This is a genomic window from Azospirillum oryzae, from assembly GCF_900177515.1.
Lineage (GTDB): Bacteria > Pseudomonadota > Alphaproteobacteria > Azospirillales > Azospirillaceae > Azospirillum > Azospirillum oryzae_A.
The window spans coordinates 195661-213889 of sequence record NZ_FXAK01000009.1; the positions used below are offsets into that span (position 1 = coordinate 195661).

General features: G+C 67.6%; 14 protein-coding genes. 11 read left to right on the forward strand and 3 right to left on the reverse strand.

The window, feature by feature from the left end:
* The first annotated feature begins 74 nt into the window (after positions 1–74).
* Complete coding sequence (locus B9N97_RS29385; protein ID WP_085091372.1) at positions 75–1268, forward strand: MFS transporter; 1194 nt, start codon at positions 75–77, stop codon at positions 1266–1268.
* 101 nt (positions 1269–1369) lie between these two features.
* Here B9N97_RS29385 and fae read toward each other — a convergent pair whose 3' ends face one another.
* The 3 genes from fae to B9N97_RS29400 form a co-directional block, all read right to left on the reverse strand.
* Positions 1370–1903 (reverse strand): formaldehyde-activating enzyme, encoded by a 534-nt coding sequence (gene fae / locus B9N97_RS29390; RefSeq protein ID WP_085091373.1) that lies wholly within the window; start codon positions 1901–1903, stop codon positions 1370–1372.
* Positions 1904–1940: 37 nt separating this feature from the next.
* A complete protein-coding gene (locus B9N97_RS29395; protein ID WP_244560994.1) occupies positions 1941–3656 on the reverse strand; it encodes a methyl-accepting chemotaxis protein in 1716 nt (571 codons plus the stop codon).
* A 161-nt stretch (positions 3657–3817) separates the two neighbouring features.
* On the reverse strand, positions 3818–4708 hold the full coding sequence (locus B9N97_RS29400; RefSeq protein ID WP_085091374.1) for a glycine betaine ABC transporter substrate-binding protein: 891 nt from the start codon (positions 4706–4708) through the stop codon (positions 3818–3820).
* A 650-nt stretch (positions 4709–5358) separates the two neighbouring features.
* Here B9N97_RS29400 and B9N97_RS29405 point away from each other — a divergent pair.
* From B9N97_RS29405 to B9N97_RS29450, 10 genes are all read left to right on the forward strand, one after another.
* Positions 5359–6639 (forward strand): aromatic ring-hydroxylating oxygenase subunit alpha, encoded by a 1281-nt coding sequence (locus B9N97_RS29405; protein ID WP_085091375.1) that lies wholly within the window; start codon positions 5359–5361, stop codon positions 6637–6639.
* 84 nt (positions 6640–6723) lie between these two features.
* Positions 6724–7833 (forward strand): FAD-binding oxidoreductase, encoded by a 1110-nt coding sequence (locus B9N97_RS29410; RefSeq protein WP_244560995.1) that lies wholly within the window; start codon positions 6724–6726, stop codon positions 7831–7833.
* A gap of 108 nt (positions 7834–7941) precedes the next feature.
* Entirely contained in the window at positions 7942–9096 is a 1155-nt protein-coding gene (locus B9N97_RS29415) for a GlxA family transcriptional regulator (RefSeq protein WP_244560996.1), read from the forward strand.
* 170 nt (positions 9097–9266) lie between these two features.
* Positions 9267–11312, forward strand: coding sequence for an NADH:flavin oxidoreductase (locus tag B9N97_RS29420; protein WP_085091377.1), 2046 nt, complete (start codon positions 9267–9269; stop codon positions 11310–11312).
* 37 nt (positions 11313–11349) lie between these two features.
* Positions 11350–13275 carry a (Fe-S)-binding protein gene (locus tag B9N97_RS29425; RefSeq protein ID WP_085091378.1) on the forward strand — a complete coding sequence of 642 codons (1926 nt, stop codon included), beginning with the start codon at positions 11350–11352 and terminating at the stop codon, positions 13273–13275.
* Positions 13272–14504 (forward strand): electron transfer flavoprotein subunit alpha/FixB family protein, encoded by a 1233-nt coding sequence (locus B9N97_RS29430; protein WP_085091379.1) that lies wholly within the window; start codon positions 13272–13274, stop codon positions 14502–14504. Before B9N97_RS29425 ends, B9N97_RS29430 begins: the two co-directional genes overlap by 4 nt.
* Positions 14497–15279 carry an adenine nucleotide alpha hydrolase family protein gene (locus B9N97_RS29435; protein WP_085091380.1) on the forward strand — a complete coding sequence of 261 codons (783 nt, stop codon included), beginning with the start codon at positions 14497–14499 and terminating at the stop codon, positions 15277–15279. The genes B9N97_RS29430 and B9N97_RS29435 overlap by 8 nt, the downstream gene beginning before the upstream one ends.
* 64 nt (positions 15280–15343) lie before the next feature.
* A complete protein-coding gene (proV, locus tag B9N97_RS29440; protein WP_085091381.1) occupies positions 15344–16627 on the forward strand; it encodes a glycine betaine/L-proline ABC transporter ATP-binding protein ProV in 1284 nt (427 codons plus the stop codon).
* Positions 16628–16630: 3 nt separating this feature from the next.
* Entirely contained in the window at positions 16631–17515 is an 885-nt protein-coding gene (locus B9N97_RS29445) for an ABC transporter permease (protein WP_085091382.1), read from the forward strand.
* A gap of 116 nt (positions 17516–17631) precedes the next feature.
* Complete coding sequence (locus tag B9N97_RS29450; protein ID WP_244560997.1) at positions 17632–18228, forward strand: GNAT family N-acetyltransferase; 597 nt, start codon at positions 17632–17634, stop codon at positions 18226–18228.
* The last annotated feature ends 1 nt before the right edge of the window (position 18229 follow it).

The window sequence follows — 18229 nt, forward strand, 5'->3', positions numbered from 1 at the left end:
ATCCCGGACCATCCCCTCCTTTAGTGGATGGTCCGGACCCAACGCCTGAGGCGGAGAGAAGAGGGCATGCCCCCGTGACCGATACCACCCTGAGCCGGCCCGGCGCCGGCTCGACGGCCTTTTCCATTCTGGCCGCGATCAGCGCCTGCCACCTGCTCAACGACATGATCCAGTCGCTGCTGCCGGCGGTCTATCCGATCCTGAAGGACGAGTTCGGCCTCAGCTTCGCCCAGCTCGGCCTGCTGACCTTCGTCTATCAGGTCACGGCATCGCTTCTGCAGCCGCTGGTCGGTCTGTTCACCGACCGCAGGCCGATGCCCTATTCGCTGGTGTTCGGCATGGGCTCCACCCTGCTCGGGCTTCTCACCCTGGCCTGGGCGCCCGGCTTTCCGGCGCTGCTGGCCGGTGGGATGCTGCTGGGCTTCGGGTCGTCCGTCTTCCATCCCGAAGCGTCGCGCATCGCGCGGCAGGCTTCCGGCGGTGCCCATGGGCTGGCCCAATCGCTGTTCCAGGTCGGCGGCAATCTCGGCTCCTCGCTCGGCCCGCTGCTGGCGGCCTTCGTCATCCTGCCCCACGGCCAGGGTAGCCTCAGCTGGTTCGCCGTCGCCGCCCTTGCCGGCATGGTGGTCATGGTCCGGCTGGGAAGCTGGCAGCGGCTGAACGCCAAGCCCCGTGCAAGTGGCAGGCAGCCGACGCATCGGATCGAACTGCCGGCCGGACAGGTCGCCCGGGCCGTCGGCATCCTGATCGCGCTGATCGTCTCCAAGTACGTCTATCTGGCCAGCATCACCAGCTACTACATCTTCTACCTGATCGACCGTTTCGGTCTGTCCACCGGGGACGCCCAGCTCTGCCTGTTCGTCTTCCTGGCGGCCGTGGCGGCGGGTACGGTGATCGGCGGCCCGGTTGGCGACCGCATCGGCCGCAAGACGGTGATCTGGGTCTCGATCCTCGGCATCCTGCCCTTCACCCTGGCCCTGCCCTATGTCGGCCTGACGGCGACGGTGGTTCTCAGCGCCATGATCGGGCTGGCCCTGGCATCGGCCTTCCCCGCCATCGTGGTCTATGCGCAGGAGCTGCTGCCCGGCCGGGTCGGTCTGGTCTCGGGCCTGTTCTTCGGGCTGGCCTTCGGCGTCGCCGGCATCGGTGCGGCGGGGCTCGGCGTCGTCGCGGACTGGCGCGGCATCGGCTTCGTCTATTCCGCCTGCTCGTTCCTCCCGCTCCTGGGGCTGCTGACCGTCTTCCTGCCGAATGTGGAGCGGCGATAGCCGGCAGGAACGGTGACTGGGGCAAGCGGCCCTACGGCAAAAAGCCCGCGCTCCTGATCGGAGGCGGGCTTTTTGATGGCCTGCTGTGTCGGGCGGGTCGGTTACTCCAGCGGATCCAGCATGAAATGCCGGACCGTGTGCCGCTTTTCGATCAGTTCGTCGATGGTGGGTTCATTGCGCATCGCCCGGCCGATGGCGATTTTGGTTGCCTCGTAATTGGTGCGGTAGAGATCGGCGCGATCAAGGTTCGGATCGGTGGGGCAGCGGGGATCGATCCAGACCATCACCAGAATGCACAGGTCGTTGATCCCGTCACGCGGCAGGATGCCTTCGATGACGCAGTCCAGCACCGCGTCGGCGGTGGCCGCCTGGACGACGCCGCCGAACAGGTCGACATAGGCGCTGGACTTCATCGTCACCTTGGACACCATCATGGTGGCCGGACGGACCATCTGGTTGCAATCCCGCACCGCGAACATGCGGGTGTGGCCGGCGGTCTGCCCCATCATGGTGGCGAACGCGTGGCCGGCCGGACCATCGACCGTGCCGATCACGATCTCCGGCATGGCGTCGGTGAACTGGCCTTCCTTGGCGAACACGGTGGCTTCGCCGACACGGAACAGCGGATTGGTCATGGGATCAACATTCTCTCGATAAGGGTGACGTTGCCGGTCATCCGGTACGGATGCCGTCCAGCAACTGTTCGATGCTGCTGCGCAGCCGTTCGGTCTGGCCGGCCAGATCCGCAGCGGCGGACAGGACGTGCCGGGTGGCACTTTCGGTGTCGCGGGCACCGCCGGTGACATGGCGGGCGTTGCGTGCGACCACGCCCGCCCCCGATGCCGCCTGATCGATGCTGGCGTGAATGGTGGCGGAGGCGGCGGCCTGCGCCTGCATCGACTGGGCGATGGCGAGCGATACGGTGCTGATCTCCGCGATCACCGCGGTGATGCTTTGCAGGGCCTGGGCGGCGTTGCCGGTCGCATCCTGCATCGCCTGGATCCGGAGCGAGACATCCTGCGTCGCCTTGCCGGTCTGGCTGGCCAGCTGGCGCACCTCCTGCGCCACCACCGCAAAGCCCTTGCCCGCCTCGCCGGCGCGGGCCGCTTCGATGGTGGCGTTCAGGGCCAGCAGGTTGGTCTGTCCGGTGATCTGCTCGATGATGCGCACGACATTGCCGATATCCTCGGCCGACTGCCGCAGGCTACGCACGGACTCGTCGGCCTTGCGGGCCTGCTCCACCGCCGACTGGGCGATCCGGGCGGAGTCGTCGATGCGCACGCGGATCTCCTCCAACGACCGGAAGGTGTCGTCGGCCAACGCGGCGACCGACTGGACATTGCCGGCGATCTGCTCCGCCGCCACGACGGTGGCGCCCGCCTGCTCGTTGGTGCGGTCGATGATGCCGGTCAGCTGACGCGCGGTGCCGTCCAGCGCGCCCGCCGACGACCCCACCATGTCCAGCCCCTCCATCGCCGTTCGCTCGAAATGGGAAATCAGCTCCTCCAGATGGGCGGAGCGCAGGCGCTGGCGGCGGCGGTCCGCGATGTCCTGAAAGGCGGAGCGGACATGGTCGTTCGCGGGCGTCTCCAGAATTTCGTCCGGGGTGCCGATCTGGGTGATGCGCCCCGACTCCATGAAGGCGATCCGATCGGCAAGCCGCATTGCCTCGTCCGGGTCCTGGGTGGTGAGCAGCACGGCCGCCCGGTGCGCCCGCTGCCAGTCGAGGAATTCAGCCTCCAGCTCCAGCCTCAGGACGGGATCGACCCCGGCGAAGGGCGCATCCATCAGCAACAGCGGCGGATCGGCGATCAGGGAGCGTGCCAGACCGATCCGCAGCCGTGCTTCGGCCGGAACCTCCTGTGGTCGCAGGGCGGCGAACTGGGCCAGTCCCATCTGCGTCAGCAGGGCCAGGGCCCGGTCCCGCCGGTCGCGCCGGCGCAATCCTGCGATCTCCAGCCCGAAGGCGACGTTGTCCAGAACGCTGCGGTTCGGCATCAGCGCCACGGCGCCGAAGGTCATCGCCATGGCGTCGCGACGGGCAGCCACCAGTTCGGCCGGCTTCATCGTCGCCATGTCGCGCCCGTTGAGGACCACGGTCCCGGCCGTCGGTTCGACCAGCCGGTTCACCAGGCGGAGCAGGGTGGACTTGCCCGCATTGGACCGGCCCAGCACCGTGACGATTTCGCCGGCCGACAGCCCGAACGCCACGTCGGCGACGGCCACCGTGGCGCCGGTTTCCCGCAGAATATCGGCCGGGTCGACACCGGCGCGCAGCATGGTCAATGCCTGGGCGGCATTGCCGCCATAAAGCTTGCAGAGTCCTTCAGCCGACACCATCGCGGCGCTTGCCGACACGGTGCCCTGCAGGTGAGCAGACGGGTTCATGGGCGACCTCCGTCGTTGAAGGACTGAAAACCTGAATGGCCGGAGACGGCCGTCCGCCGCGCGGCTGCACCATGAACGGACCGCCTCCAGGACCTGTGCGGGAAAGGGGGCGCGGCCACCGCTTTCGCCACCGCCGTTAAGGGCGGTGGCGCGGCTACCGATCAAAGCTTGCCGGTGACCCAATAATCGATCCGGGCCTTGTTGTTCTTGATGTAATTGTCGACCGCCTGCTCGTAGCTGGTCTGGCGGGCCTCCTGCATCATCGCCTCCAGATCGCCGATCGGCAGGACCATCCGGTTCAGGAACTCGAAGACATCCGGATGATCCTGGTAGAAGCCCTTGCGGACGAGCGCGTTCACGCTTTCCAGGCCGCCCAGCGCCCCCTTCGGGTCCTCCAGGTAGCGCAGCTTCCAGTTGGCGAACATCCAGTGCGGGCTCCAGCTCGTCACGACGATCCACTCGTTGCGCTTCATGGCGCGCTCCAGAGCGGCGAGCATCCCGGCGTCGCTGGCCGACACCAGCTGCATTCCCTTCAGGTCATAGGTCTTCAGCGCCTTCTCCGACGCCTGCATCAGCCCCGATCCCGGATCGATGCCCTGGATCTTGCCGCCCAGCTTCTGCTGCACGTCCGGCTTCTTGAGATCCTCGATGGATTTGACCTGATCGACGGGAATGTAGTCCGGCACCACCCAGCCCAGGCGGGCGCGGGTGTAGAGCGGGCCGAGATCGACCACGTCCTTGCCGACCTTGTCGAGATAGGGCTTGTGGGTCAACGGCTGCCACGACATCAGCATGGCGTCCAGCTTGCCGCTGGCGATGCCCTGATACTGGATGCCGATGTCGGCCATGGTCAGCTCGACCTTGTAGCCGTACCGCTCCTCGATCACACGTTTGGCCAGTTTGGTCACCGCCTCGGCGTCGGCCCAGGCCGTCCAGCCGATGTTGATGGACTTCTCGGCGGCCTGCGCCGGGGCGGCGACCACGGCAGCCCCCAGGCTGACCGTCATGGCCGCCGAAAGCAGCACGCCCAAGGCTTTACCGAAGATTTTCATCAAGAAGCCTCCTCTTATCGTTTGTTTGTTTGGACCCGTTTGGTGGGACGGCCAAGCTTTGCCGCGCCGAAGTTTGGATCGGACGCATGCATGGGCCGACGGCCACCTTCCTGCATCGACGCGGAAAGTCGTTTCCGACCAACGGGTTCTTTGATGGCATCAGTGCTGATTGAGGAAGAATGCCGGCCCCGAAAGCAAAAAACCTTCATCAGAGCGGCAATTCGTATCGGATTTGCGACAGCTTTGTCCAAACCCCGCGCCGCCGGAGAATGTTGCCCGGTTTCCAGGCAGATGTTTCAAAGTCTTCCATAGAAATAGGGAAGCGCCGCGACAGCTCTGTGGACACGAGGCGTCATGGATGCGGATCGGCTCTCTTCCGATGGCGGCAGGCCACGCTCCCGAAAGACCGGAACGGCCGTTGTTCTTGAATAATCACGACATGTCGCAAAACGACTACTGTCGAAGTCCAGCTTGCGCAAAAAGACAGGTGCGCCTGTCGGCCTTTTTAAAGTTGATGTCGCATTCCAGAACGCGGCACGCCGCGGCGGGCGGCAGGCTGTGTGTCGTGGAATCGAAAGTAGCAACAGCCCGGTCAAGGCTGAAGCGGTTCCGCGAACACCCGGCCCCACTCCCGCAGAAGGTCAACCGCCATGTCGTCCGAGATTTCCATAGAAGCCCTGCTGACGCGTCGAAAGAAGGGGCACAGCCTGGAGGCCCCGTTCTATACCAGCGAGGAGATCTTCAAGCTGGACATGGAGATCATCTTCGGTCGCCACTGGCTGCATGTGGGTGTGGAACCGGACGTGGCGGAGCCGGGCGACGTGATGGTGGTGGATATCGGCAAGACCTCCGTCATCGTCATGCGCGACGACGACATGGAGCTGCGCGCCTATCACAATGTCTGCCGCCATCGCGGCGCGCGCATCATCCTCCAGGAGAAGACCTCGGTCGGCAATCTGGTCTGCAGCTATCACCAGTGGACCTACGGCCAGGACGGTGAGCTTCTGTTCGCCGAGCATATGGGCAACGACTTCGACCGCAAGTGCCGGAACCTGAAGAAGGTGCATATCCGGTCGGTTGGCGGCCTGATCTTCATCTGCCTGGCGGAAGAGGCGCCGGACGACATCGACCGCATGGCGGCGGTCATCGAGCCCTACATCCTTCCGCACGATCTGAAGAACTGCAAGATCGCCAAGACGGTGGACCTGATCGAGAAGGGCAACTGGAAGCTCACGATGGAGAACAATCGTGAATGCTACCACTGTGTCGCCAACCATCCGGAACTGACCATCCCGCTCTTCGAATACGGCTTCGGCTTCGCCCCCGACGGCACCAATCCGAAGCGGATGGAGCATGCCGCCAAGTACGACGCGCTGGTGCAGACCTGCCACACCGGCTGGGAAGCGGCCGGTTTCCCCAGCCGCGAGGTCGAGCATCTGACCGACACCACCGGTTTCCGCGCCGAGCGCCTGCCGCTGGACGGCGCCGGCGAGGCCCACACCAAGGACACCCGCAGCGCTTCCAAGAAACTGCTGGGCTCGATCACCGAGCGCAAGCTGGGCGCCCTGTCCTTCTGGACCCAGCCGAACTCGTGGAACCACTTCATGAGCGACCACATCGTCACCTTCTCGGTGTTCCCGCTCGGTCCCGACCGCAACCTGCTGCGCACCCGCTGGCTGGTCCACAAGGACGCGGTCGAGGGCGTCGACTATGACCTGAACCGCCTGACCGAGGTGTGGGAAGCGACCAACCAGCAGGACGCCGATCTGGTCGAGATCTCGCACAGCGGCGCCCTCAGCCCCGCCTACGAGCCGGGTCCCTATTCGCCCTACACCGAGCCGCTCGTGGAGAAGTTCACGGAATGGTACGTCGGCCGCATGTCCGAGCATCTGCTGGGCAAGCAGGCGCCGGTGAGTGTCGCCGCGGAATGATGTGACCCCCGAGGCGATCCCGGCAATCAAACCGCCGGGATCGCCCGCTGTGACGCCTCAGGGTTCAGGGCTCAAGATAGAGAGATGACGATGCAGCAGGATGCGGCTCCGCCTCCGGTTCGGGATTGGGATCCGGAAATCGACGACACGCTGGTGTGCCGGGCGGTGCGGGACGAGACGCATGACGTGAAGACCTTCGTCTTCGCGCCGCGGAACCCCTGCCTGTTCCGGTTCAAGCCGGGTCAGTTCATCACGCTGGAATTGCCCATCGGCGGCGGGATCATTCACCGCAGCTACACCGTCTCCTCCTCCGCCGCGCGGCCGCACCGGCTCTCGATCACCGTCAAGCGCGTGCCCGGCGGCCCGGTGTCGAACTGGCTGCACGACACGCTGAAGCCGGGCGACACCATCCGCGCGGTCGGTCCCCTCGGCGAATTCACGCCGGGAGACACCGGGACTCCGCGCAAGTTCCTGTTCCTGTCCGGCGGCAGCGGCGTCACGCCCCTGATGTCGATGACCCGGACCTTCGACGACCTGGGCGAGGATCACGACATCGTCTTCGTCCATGCCGCCCGCACGCCTGCCGACATCGTCTTCCGGCGCGAACTGGACGCGCTGACCGGTCCCGGTCGCCGCCTGCGCGTCGCCCATGTGTGCGAGGGCATCGGCACCGAATCCCATTGGGCCGGCTTCACCGGCCGGCTGTCGCTGCCGATGCTCGGGATGATCGCTCCGGACTTCAAGGAGCGGGAGGTCTATGTCTGCGGCCCAGGCCCCTTCATGAAGGCGGTGCGCGCCTTCCTGGAGGACGGTGGCTTCGACATGAGCCGCTACCATCAGGAAAGCTTCAATTTCGAGGAACTGACGGCCGAGCTTGCCGCGGGAGAGCCGTCGGCACCGTCCGCACCGGCCCCGGTGGCAGCGCCCATGGACGGCTTCCGCGTCGAATTCGCGAAGACTGGCAGGGTGTTCGCCTGCCCGCCGGACATGGCCGTGGCGGACGCGGCATCGGCCGCCGACGTCCGGGTTCCGACCTCCTGCTCGCGCGGGATGTGCGGGACCTGCAAGACGAAGTTGATTTCCGGTACGGTGGAAATGAGCCACACCGGCGGCATCCGCAAACGTGAAATCGACCAGGGGTTGATTCTGCTCTGCTGCAGCCGTCCGACCAGTGATCTGGTGATAGAGCGTTAGAATCATCGCCAACGAATTGTCTTCCGGGGAGCTGGCGGTTGACGCTAGCATCCCGAAGGACGGGTCACGGCCGTCTGCCTCGGGCCGTGGGACTGGGAGGGTATCCTGGTGGGGAAGACAGTGGAATATCGCCGTTTCGGCGGTAGCGGTCCCGCACCCCGGCAGGAGGAACGCGCGCTGTTGTCGGTCGGGTTCATCCTGACCAACAACTTCACGTTGACGGCGCTTGCCCCCTTCATCGACGCGCTGCGGCTGGCGGCCGACGAGGGCGACCGGTCGCGCCAGATCCGCTGCCGCTGGACGATCATGGGATCGCGGGCGGAGCCGGTGATGTCCAGTTGCGGCATCGGCGTCGCCCGCTGGGAACCGCTGACCGATCCCCGCCGCTTCGACTATGTGGTCGTGGTGGGCGGGCTGCTGCACGCCGGTCCGCAGCTGGATGACGAGACGCTGGCCTATCTGCGCGCCGCGGCATCCTATGGCGTGACCCTGGTCGGCGTTTGCACCGGCAGCTTCGTGCTGAGTCGCATCGGCCTGATGAAGAACCGGCGCTGCTGCGTCAGCTGGTATCATCACCGCGATTTCATCGAGGAATTCCCCGATCTGGTGCCGGTGGCCGACCAGCTTTACGTGGTGGACCGCGACCGCATCACCTGTTCGGGCGGCGCCGGGGTGGCGGATCTGGCCGCCTTCCTGATCGAGCGCCATCTGGGCCGCGCCACCGCCCAGAAAACCATGCACATCTTGCTGATCGACAAGGCGCGTCCCGCCAGCCAGTCGCAACCGCAGCCGCCGACGGTGGTGGAAATCACCAACGACCGCGTCCGCCGCGCGCTGCTGCTGATGGAGCAGCACATCAGCGATCCGCTGTCGGTGGAGGAGATCGTCCGCCGCCTGAACGTCAGCACCCGCCAATTCGAGCGGCTGTTCCGGCTGGCCGTCGGCACCAGCCCGGCCACCTACTACCGCACGCTGCGCCTGCGCTACGGCCACTGGCTGCTGCGCAACACCAAGCGTTCGGTCACCGCCATCGCGAACGAGGCCGGCTTCGCCGACTGCGCCCATTTCTCCCGCCAGTTCCGCGAACTGTTCGGCATATCGCCGTCCGAAGTGCGCCGCACCGCCGAGCCGGATGCGGAAGCCGATCCGCATCTCTCGCCTCTCGCCGCTTTCCGGCGCACCAACGGCGACTCCCTGCTGCCCGACCGCCGCCTGTTCGAAGACCCGGCGCCGACAGCCCACGAGGGGGTGGCGACGGAGTGACAGGGGTAGCGATGCTCCCAATTTTCCTAAAGAATTCAATTATCTGACGCACCGGCGTCGCATCGTTCCGCTCCTGTCGCAAAAAGGTAATTCCCGGTCGCGGGGGGCAACGCGACAATCGCGCCGATGGTGAATTCTTGGCAGGCTCAATACTGGGGATCGTTCCTGCCATGTCCTCACCCGCCGAAGCCCTTCTGAAGCCTCTGCAGATCAAGCATTTGACGATCCGTAACCGCGTGATGAGCACCAGCCACGCGCCGGGTTACGGGTCCGAAGGCAAGCCGAAGGAACGCTATCAGCTCTACCACGAGGAAAAGGCCAAAGGCGGCATCGGTCTGACGATGTTCGGCGGCTCCTCCTCCGTCGCGGTGGACAGCCCGGCGGCGCCGTGGAACCAGATTTCCGTCGCCGACGACAGCGTGATTCCCTTCTTCCGCGAATTCTCCGACCGGGTGCACCGCCATGGCGCGGCGCTGATGATCCAGCTGACCCACATGGGCCGGCGCACCCGCTGGGACACCGAGAATTGGCTGCCCACCGTCTCCGCCTCGGCCGCGCGCGAACCGGCGCACCGCAACACGCCGAAGGAGATGGAGGATTTCGACTTCAAGCGGATCATCGCCAGCTATGCCGCCGCCGCCCGCCGCTGCAAGGAAGGCGGGCTGGACGGGTTCGAGCTGTCGGCCGCCCACGGGCATCTGATCGACCAGTTCTGGAGCCCCTCGGTCAACCGGCGCACCGACAAGTATGGCGGCAGCCTGGAAAACCGCATGCGCTTCGGCATCGAGGTGTTCGAGGCGATCCGCGCCGAGGTCGGCGACGATTACATCGTCGGCATGCGCATGTCGGGAGACGAGCTGATCGACGACGGCCTCAGCCATGAGGACTGCATCGCCATCGCCCGCACCTACGCCGAACGCGGGCTGATCGATTTCGTCAACGTGCTGGGCGGGCAGGCGCGCGATCATCTCGCGCACGCCATCTCGCTGCCCAACATGTCCTTCCCGGTCGCCCCCTTCCTGCATCTGGCCAGCGGCATCAAGCGCGAGGCCGGCATCCCCGTCTTCCATGCCCAGCGCGTGACCGACCTCGCCACCGCCGCCCGCGCGGTGGAGGAAGGCCATGTCGACATGGTCGCCATGACCCGCGCCCACATCGCCGACCCCCATCTGGTACGCAAGCTGATGGAGGGGCGGCTGGACGACGTGCGGCAGTGCGTCGGCGCCGGCTATTGCATCGACCGCATCTATGTCGGCGGCGACGCGCTGTGCATCCAGAACGCGGCCACCGGGCGCGAAAGCACCATGCCGCATGTGATCCCGAAGGCGGAGCGCAAGCGCCGCGTGGTCGTGGTCGGCGGTGGTCCCGGCGGCCTGGAAGCCGCCCGCGTCTGCGCCGAGCGCGGCCATTCGGTCGTGCTGCTCGAACGCAATGCCGCCCCCGGCGGCCAGATCGGCATCGCCGCCAAGGCGACCTGGCGCGAAGCGATGAGCGGGATCACCCGCTGGCTGTCCCAACAGGTCACCAAGCTGGGCGTCGATGTCCGCCTTGGGGTGGAGGCCGACCGCGCCGCCGTGGAGGCCGAGAATCCCGACGTGGTGATCCTCGCCACCGGCGGCCGGCCCAACCGCGGCGACTTCAAGGGCGCCGATCTGGCGGTGTCGACCTGGGATGTCCTGACCGGGGTGGTGGAGCCGACGGGGACCGTCCTGATGTATGACGGAACCGGCCAGCATCACGGCGCCTCCTGCGCCGAATTCATGGCCAAGCGCGGCGCGCTGGTGGAGATCGCCACCCCCGACCGCATGATCGCGGAAGAGGTCGGCACCACCAACCAGCCGATTCACCTGCGCGAGCTGTACAAGTTGAACGTGGTGATGACCACCAACCACCAGCTCGTGGAAATCTATCCGGAGGGCAACCGCCGCGTCGCCGTCCTGCGCAACGAATACACCCACGAGGAGGAGGAGCGGCTGGTCGACCAGATCGTGGTGGAGCTGGGCACGCTGCCCAACGACGGCCTCTATTTCGATCTGAAGGACCATTCGCTGAACCACGGCCAGACCGATCTCGACAGCCTGATCGCCGGCCGGCCGCAGCCGGTGCAGGCCAACGGCCATGGCGGCTATACGCTGCACCGCATCGGCGACGCGGTGGCCGGCCGCAACATCCACGCCGCCATCTACGACGCAGCACGCCTCTGCAAGGACATCTGACACCTCCGCCCCCGCCACGCGACAGGAGCCGTTCGACGTGATCGCCACCGCTCTTACCACCGTCGTCCTTGCCGTCCTCGCCATCGGCGCGGCATTGGCCGCTTGGCAGTCACGGCGTTGGCTCGCCGGCCGGCCGGCGACGGTCGGTGTGGTCGCCGGATTGCGCGCCCTGCCCGGCCGTTATCTGGTCGATGTTCACCATGTGGTGGGGCGGACGCCGTTCAACGCCCGGTTCCATGCTTTGGCTGCCGGTGGCTTCCTTGCGGCGATCGGGCTGCTGGTGGCGATGGGCGTCGGCCTTGCCGGCTGGCGCATCGTCTGGCTGCTGCTGGCCGTCGTGCTGGCGGCAATGCTGGCGGGATCGCTGATGGTCTGGCATCGCCGCCGCGTGGTTCGTCCGCGCGAGCTGTCGCAGGGCCGCTTCGCCCGCCTTCCGGTGTCGCTCCTGGGCTTTTCCGCCTGCCTGCTGGTGGTGTCTCTCGATCAGTCGTTGGGCGGCGTGATGCCGGAGGCGCTGGCCCTGGTCCTGGTCGCGATCGCCGGACTGGCATTGGCCGATCTGGTGTGGGGCGTGTGGAAGGGGCCGCTGAAGCACGCGGTGCATGGGGCGCTGCATCTGGCCTTCCACCCGCGCCCGGCCCGCTTCCACGACGGCAAGGGGCGCGACACCGGGCTGAAACCGCTGCCGCTCGCTCCGGCGGAGGATGCCGGTCTTGCCGAGCCGGGCGCGCTGGGCGTTGAACGTCCGGTCGATTTCGCCTGGAACCGGCTGCTCGGCTTCGACGCCTGCGTCCAGTGCGGGCGGTGCGAGACGGCCTGCCCGGCCTATGCCGCCGGCCTGCCGCTGAACCCGAAGAAGCTGGTGCAGGACTTGGTCGCCGCCATGGACAGCCAAGCCAGCGACGCCGCCTATGCCGGCAATCCCCATCCGGGTCGCGGCGTCGGCAATGCCCATGGCGGAGCGGCCCTGCCGCTGATCGGGCCGGATGCGATGATCCATCCCGACACGCTGTGGTCCTGCACCACCTGCCGCGCCTGCGTGCAGGAATGCCCGATGATGATCGAGCATGTGGACGCCGTCGTCGACCTCCGCCGCTTCCAGACGCTGGAACTGGGCGCCACCCCCGGCAAGGCCGCCGTCATGCTGGAGGAGCTGCGCGCCACCGACAATCCCGGCGGCCGTGCGCTCTCCCGCCGCTGGGACTGGGCGGCCGACCTGTCGCTGCCCCGACTGCCGGCCGGCGGCTTCTGCGACACGCTGCTGTGGGTCGGCGACGGCGCCTTCGACCTGCGGGTCCAGCGCTCGCTGCGGGCATTGGTGGTGCTGCTGCGCCGCGCCGGGGTGGACTTCGCCGTACTGGGTGACGAGGAGTTGGACTGCGGCGACGTCGCCCGCCGGCTGGGCGACGAGGCGACCTTCCAGTCGCTGGCCACCCGCAACGTGGCGACGCTGAACGCCCGCCGCTTCAACCGCATCGTCACCGCCGATCCCCACGCGCTGCACACGCTGCGCAACGAATATCCGGCCTTCGGTGGCAACTGGACCGTGGTCCATCACACCGCCCTGCTGCTGGAGCTGATCACCAATGGCGCGCTGACCGTAACCCGTCCGGTCGGGCGCAGCGTCACCTTTCACGACCCTTGCTATCTCGGCCGCTATAACGGCGAGATCGAGGCGCCGCGCGCCCTGCTGGACGCCATCGGGGTGGAGCGCCGGGAGATGCTGCGCTCCGGCCTGCGGTCGAGCTGTTGCGGCGGCGGCGGCGGCGCCCCGCTGACCGACGTGTCGGGCGAACGCCGCATCCCCGACGTCCGCATGGAGCATGTCCGGGAGACAGGCGCCTCGATGGTCGCCGTCGCCTGCCCCAACTGCGCCTTGATGCTGGAAGGCGTCGTCGGTCCCCGGCCGGAGGTGGCGGAGATTGCCGAACTGGTGCTCGCCGCGACGGAGACCGCCCGATGACCACTCCTCCGACCATCCGCCGCCGTGTCGATCCCCGCGCCGAACGCGCCGCCCGCACAATCCTGACGGGCCAGCGCCCGCGCCTGCTGCGGCTGCCGGTCGCTGCCACGACGAATGAACGCCGCCGCGACCCGCGCGCCATCCGCGACGCCGCCCTGGTCCAGCACCACCCGCGCCCACGCTACGATTGGACGCGCGACGCGGCCTCCGCCGGCATTGCTCCGATGATGGGCGCCGCAATTGCCGCTGCCCCTGCGCCCCCGCTGCAGGTGATCGCCGAGCCGGCCTATCTCATCCTCGCCATGCTCGACCGCCCCGGCGGTGAGGTCAGCGAGCATGACCGGCAGGTGATCGCCGCCGCCCGCCTACTGGCCGACGCCGGTGGCGGTGCAGTGGTGACCGTCTCAACAGGTTCGGGCGAGGCGCTGGCGGTGGCCGGGTCCGACCGCCATGTCGCCCTGCCCGACGGCTGGGCCGACGATTACGTGCCGGAACGGCGCGCCGCCGCCGCTTCGGCGCTGATGGAGGCGCTGTCCCCCCGCCACATCCTGTTCCCGGACAGCCCGGACGGTGCCGATGTCGCACGGCGGGTCGCGGCGGCGGCGGGAGAGCGGCTGTTCGCCGGCGTGCAGAGCCTCGGCCCCGACCGGGCGACCCGGCAGTCGGCCGGCGGGTCGCTGGAGACCGGCCACCGCCCCACCCGGCTGATGACGGTGGCGGCGGACGCCTTCGCCCCTCTCGACGGCGTGCGGCACGAGGCCCGGCCGCTGGACCTCGCCGCTCCGCAGACGGCCGGGGAGGAGGTTCTGCCCCGCCTGGGCGGAGCCCGCCGGCTGTCCGTCGATCCCGACGCCCTGTCGCTGTCGGAGACCGACTTCATCCTCAGCGCCGGCAATGGCGTGACCGACTGGGGGAGCTTCGCCGAGCTGGGCGAGGCGCTGGGCGCCACCCGCGCCGGCAGCCGCGTGGTCTGCGATGCCGGCCATCTGCCGCGCGAACGGCAGGTCGGCGCCTCCGGTACGGTGGTCAGCGCCCGTTGCTACCTCGCCTTCGGCATCGCCGGCGCGCCGCAGCATCTTCAGGGCATCACCGGCGTCCGCCACGTGATCGCCATCAACACCGACCTCCACGCCGAGATGATCAAGCGGGCCGACCTGTCCATCGTCGCCGATGCGCAAGCCGTCATGCCCGCCTTGATCCGGCTCATCCGGGAGCGCCGTCATGCATAATGTCGCCGTGCTGCTGTCCATCGGCCGCCATCCGGTATCCGGACGCGCCCGGCGTGCCGCCACCGACGCGCAGGCGCTGGAGATGGCACTTGCATTGCGCCCGCGGCGGCTGACGGCGATCCATGCCGGCCCGGCCACCGACACCGAGGCGCTGCGCGCCTATCTCGGCATGGGGCTGGAGCGGCTGACGCTGCTGACCTTGCCGGAGGGAACCGATCCGATCGAACCGCTGATCGCCCATCTGCGCCAGTTCGATCCATCGGTGGTTTTGACCGGACGTCAGGCGGAGGACGGCGAGGGCAGCGGCATGCTGCCTTATCTGATCGCCCGCGGTCTCGATGCCGCCGTCGTACCGGATGTGGTGAGGATCGGCCCTACCAACGCGCCGGACGCAATGGCGGGCGCGGCGGACCTCGTTCAGGCGCTGCCACGCGGACAGCGGCGGGCGCTGACCGCCACCGGCCGCTTTGTGGCGACCATCCATCCTTCCGCCCCGCCCGCCCGCGCCTCGGCATTCGGCCCGGCCCGGCGGGGCGTCATCGAGCCGGTGGCGGCCCAGGCGACCGCCGACCTCTTCCTGTCGGACTGTGAGCATCGGCCTTGGCGACCAAAGCCCAAGCTGATGCGAGTGAAGCGCGGCGGCTCGGCCCTCGACCGGCTGAAAGCGGCGACCGAGAGCAAGAGCGGAAAAGGCCAACTGCTGGTCAACCCGACAGCCGAAGCGGGAGCGCTGGCCATTTACGACAGCCTAGTCGAACAGGGAATGCTTCCATGAACATGCACCACGATCCTCTCAGTCCCACGGGTCACGCCGTCGCGCAATCAGGGGGGGCCTGTCGATGAACACGATGATGCGAAGCGCGGTTTCGGTCGGTGGTCCGGCCAGCCTGGGCTTTCCCCGCGGAGCCGCCAGGACGAGCATCGGCGAAGACGCGGCGGTTCGCCTGGAGGTGCGGAACGTCTACAAGGTCTTCTCCGCCGATCCAAAGCCCGCCCTGTCGATGCTGCGCCAGGGCGCCAGCAAGGCGGAGGTCCTGGAAAAGCTGAACGTCAATGTCGGCGTGCTGGACGCCAGCTTTCAGGTCCGCACCGGCGAGATCTTCGTCATCATGGGGCTGTCGGGGTCCGGCAAATCCACCATGATCCGCCTGCTGAACCGGCTGATCGAGCCCAGCAGCGGCGAGATCCTGCTCGACGGCAAGGATCTGGTCAGCATGTCCAAGGCCGAGCTAATCCAGGCCCGCCGCCGCAACATGGGGATGGTCTTCCAATCCTTCGCCCTGATGCCGCACCTGAGCGCGCTGGACAACGCCGCCTTCGGCCTGGAAATCTCCGGTGTGTCCAAGGCCGAACGGCACAAGGCGGCGCAGCAGGCGCTGGAGCAGGTCGGGCTTGGCACCTACGCCCACCGCTACCCGCGCGAGATGTCGGGCGGCATGCAGCAGCGCGTCGGTCTCGCCCGCGCGCTGGCCAACGATCCCACCATCCTGCTGATGGACGAGGCCTTCTCCGCCCTCGATCCGCTGATCCGCACCGAAATGCAGGACGAGCTGCTGCGCCTGCAGCGCGAGCACCAGCGCACAATCGTCTTCATCTCCCACGACCTGGACGAGGCGATGCGCATCGGCGACCGCATCGCCATCATGGAAGGCGGCCGCATCGTGCAGGTCGGCACGCCCTATGAAATCCTCAGCCGCCCGGCTGACGATTACGTCCGCTCCTTCTTCCGCAACGTCGATGCGTCCAAGGTTCTGCGGGCGGGCGATGTGGCGCGCTATGAGGCGACCAACACGGTCATCCGCCTGCCGGGCGAGCTGACCCCTGCCCTGCAGCAGCTGCGCGAGAACCACCACAATTTCGGCTATGTGCGCACCCAGGACGGCCGCTTCGAAGGCGTCGTCTCGCAGACGACGCTGGAACGCGAACTGAAGGGGCCGCAGCCGCGCTTCATCAACGCCTTCCTGCCCGACGTCCGCACGGTCAACGCCGCCACGCCCGTCCACGCCCTGCTCGCCCTCGTCGCCGACACCGAATGGCCGGTGCCCGTCGTCGATGACGACCACAACTTCCTCGGCGCCATTTCACGCGCCCTCATGCTCCACACCTTGGTTCGGGGGGATTGACCGATGGATTCCGAAATCAGAATCGGCAAGTGGGTCGAGGATCTGGTCAGCTTCATGCTCGACCATTTCCAATCGACGTTCGATGCGATTGCGACGGTGGTGAACGGCTTCGGCGGCGCCATCGACTATGTGCTGGTCGGCGCGCCGGCCTGGCTGCTGATCGGGCTGATCGTCGCCATCTCCCTGTGGCGCGTCGGCGTCGGCTTCGCCGTCTTCACGGTAGCCGCCCTGGTGCTGATCGCCGGCATCGGGCTGTGGACGGAGACCGCCTCCACCCTGGGTCTGGTGCTGACCGCCACCCTGCTCAGCCTGCTGGTTGGCGTGCCGCTTGGCGTCTGGATGGCACGCAACCGCGTGGTCGAAAGCATCGTCCGCACCACGCTGGACTTCATGCAGACCATGCCGGCCTTCGTCTATCTGATCCCGGCCGTGATGTTCTTCGGCCTGGGCCGGGTGCCGGGCATCCTCGCCACCGTGATCTTCGCCATGCCGCCGGCGGTGCGCCTGACCTCGCTCGGCATCCAGCAGGTGCCGGCCGAGATCGTCGAGGCCGGAAAGGCCTTCGGCTGCCATGACCGCCAGCTTCTGTTCAAGGTGCAGCTGCCGAACGCCCTGCCCTCGATCATGGCGGGCGTGAACCAGACCATGATGATGGCGCTGTCGATGATCGTCATCGCCTCGATGATCGGCGCCGGCGGCCTGGGCAACGTGGTGCTGCAGGGCATCCAGCGCCTGGACATCGCGCTGGGCTTCGAAAGCGGCCTCAGCGTCGTGCTGCTGGCGATCGTTCTCGACCGCATCACGCAAAGCTTCGGCCGGACCGCCTCCGCTCCAGGCCCGGCACGCTTCGCGTTCCTGCGGCGGTTCCTGCCGGTGCCGGCGCGGTGAGCGCAGGGGCTCTTCCGGAAGGGGGCTTCGCCGCCGCTCTTCCGGCGCGGCCCGTGCCACCCCACGGACCGCGGCTGCATGGCGATAATGCGGGCGACATCGGAGGCGGCATACGGGTGGAGCGGCTGACCGGCGCCGCGCTGGCCGACCGGGTGGAGGAGCTGGCGGTCCTGCGTCTGGCGGTGTTGGGCGAGTTCCCCTATCTCTATTCCGGTTCGGCCGCCTACGAGGAACGCTATTTGTCCGATCTCGCCGGCCTTCCGGGCGGGCTCATCCTGGCCGCCTTCGACCGCGACCGCATGGTCGCGGCCGTCACCGGCGCACCGCTCGACCAGGAACTGGACGCCTTGCGCGACCCGTTCACCCATGCCGGCTGCGCCCCTCGCTCCATCTTCTATTTCGGAGAGGTGGTGGTCCTCCCCTCCCATCGCGGGCGCGGGATCGGGACTACCCTGCTCGAGATCGGCGAATCCCACATTCGCGAAACCGGCCGCTTCGCGTCCATCGCCTTCGGCGAGATCGTCCGGTCCGTCGACCACCCCCGCCGCCCGAACACGTACCGGACGCCAGATGCCGCATGGCGCCGGCTGGGCTATCGGCTGGAGCCCGAGATCGGCGGAACCCTGTCCTGGTGCGACGCCTGTGACCGGGAGGAGACCGCCAAACCCCTTCGCTTCTGGGTCAAATCCCTCGCCACCAGCATCGGAGCATGAC